Below are 1,338 nucleotides of genomic sequence, written 5' to 3'. Positions count from 1 at the left end.
CGCCACGCCCGGCCGCGCCTCGACCGCGACGAGGGCAGAAATGGCCGCGCGGTTCTCCGGCGTGTCGCGCAGGTCGTGCAGCCGCAGCATTTCCTTCAGGGCCAGCGCGCCCTGCTCGCCGCCGGTGATGCCCAGGTGGTTCAGCGCCAGATGGGAAATCAGCTTCCAGGCGCTGCGGTCCTGCAGCCCGGGGCGCAGGGTCGGCGTCGGCGCGGAGAGGCATTCGGCGCCGTCGAGCGAGACGCCGCCATCGGCGACGCGCAGCCGCGGCTGGCCGCCGCCGAAGGGCAGCATCGAAGGCAGGTCGCGGTTGCAGCAGAGCGCATCGATGCTGAGCACCGCATCCGCCGGCCGCGCCGGATCGAAGGACAGGTCGCGCAGCGCCAGATGCGTCTGCGTCCCGCCGAGCGGCGCCGGGGCGGGGCGGCGCAGCGCCAGGTAGTGGACCTCCGCCGCCGTCTCGTCCTCCTCGACCCGGCCGAGGCGATGGAAGGGAAGAACCTCGCGCCGGCTGCCGTCGGGGCGGCTTTCGCGGATGCGGGTCAGGGAATGCACTTCCAGCGCCGCCGGCCGCCGCGCATCGGGCATGACCTGCCATTCGCTGCGGGTGCCGTCCAGCGCGATGGGCTCGCAGCGCTGCGGGAAGAGGTTGATCGCCGGGGTGCAGCCCAGGGCGAAACTGTCGGCGGTGACCGAGCGCTCCAGCTCCGGCACCGCGCGCGACAGCCAGATGAAAACTTCCAGCTTGTCGCCCTGCTGCATCAGGCTGCGGGCTTCGAGCCCGTCCAGCTCAACGTACAGAAACTTTTCCGGGAAGGCGAAGTATTCGGAGAGCAGGCGGTAGCCGTCGAAGGCGCGGTTGGGCCAGGGCAGCGCCGCCTCCTCGCGCGCGAAGCCGACCGGGCGCAGCCGCGACGCATCGAGGATGGTGGGCGACGGATCGGCAGGCCCGTCGGCCAGCGCGATGGACAGCACCGACTGGCTCAGCACCTCGTGCAGCAGCGCCGCCTGGGCGCCGACGCCGCGCAGATGCAGCCGCAGCTTGTCGAGGCCGAGTTCGGCCATCGGCAGGTCAGGCGACAGCGTGCGGAAGGTCAGCCGCAGGCAGGCAGCCGCGCCGGCCGCCGCGCGGTTCAAGGGAGCCGCGATCGGCAGCCCGGTCAGCCGCGCCTGCTCCAGCACCAGCGGCCAGAGGGTGACGTCGTGGCAGCTGCGGAAGCGCACCGGCTCGCCGCGCACCGGCTCGCTTTCCACCGCCAGGCCGCGCGGGATGACGATGGGGCCGCGCAGCTCGGCGCCCGGGCGCAGCCGCAGCGTGGTCATCGACGGCACCGGCGC

1 protein-coding gene is annotated in these 1,338 nt (G+C 73.3%); it reads right to left on the bottom strand.

Annotated features, from left to right (window positions below):
* The coding region (tssF, locus tag BKE38_RS28960; RefSeq protein ID WP_076960578.1) for a type VI secretion system baseplate subunit TssF at window positions 1-1,338 on the bottom strand (1,338 nt) is incomplete at both ends.

It is taken from the genome of Teichococcus deserti (assembly GCF_001982615.1).
In the GTDB taxonomy this organism is placed as follows: domain Bacteria; phylum Pseudomonadota; class Alphaproteobacteria; order Acetobacterales; family Acetobacteraceae; genus Pseudoroseomonas; species Pseudoroseomonas deserti.
This window is presented reverse-complemented; position numbering and strand designations above follow the sequence as displayed.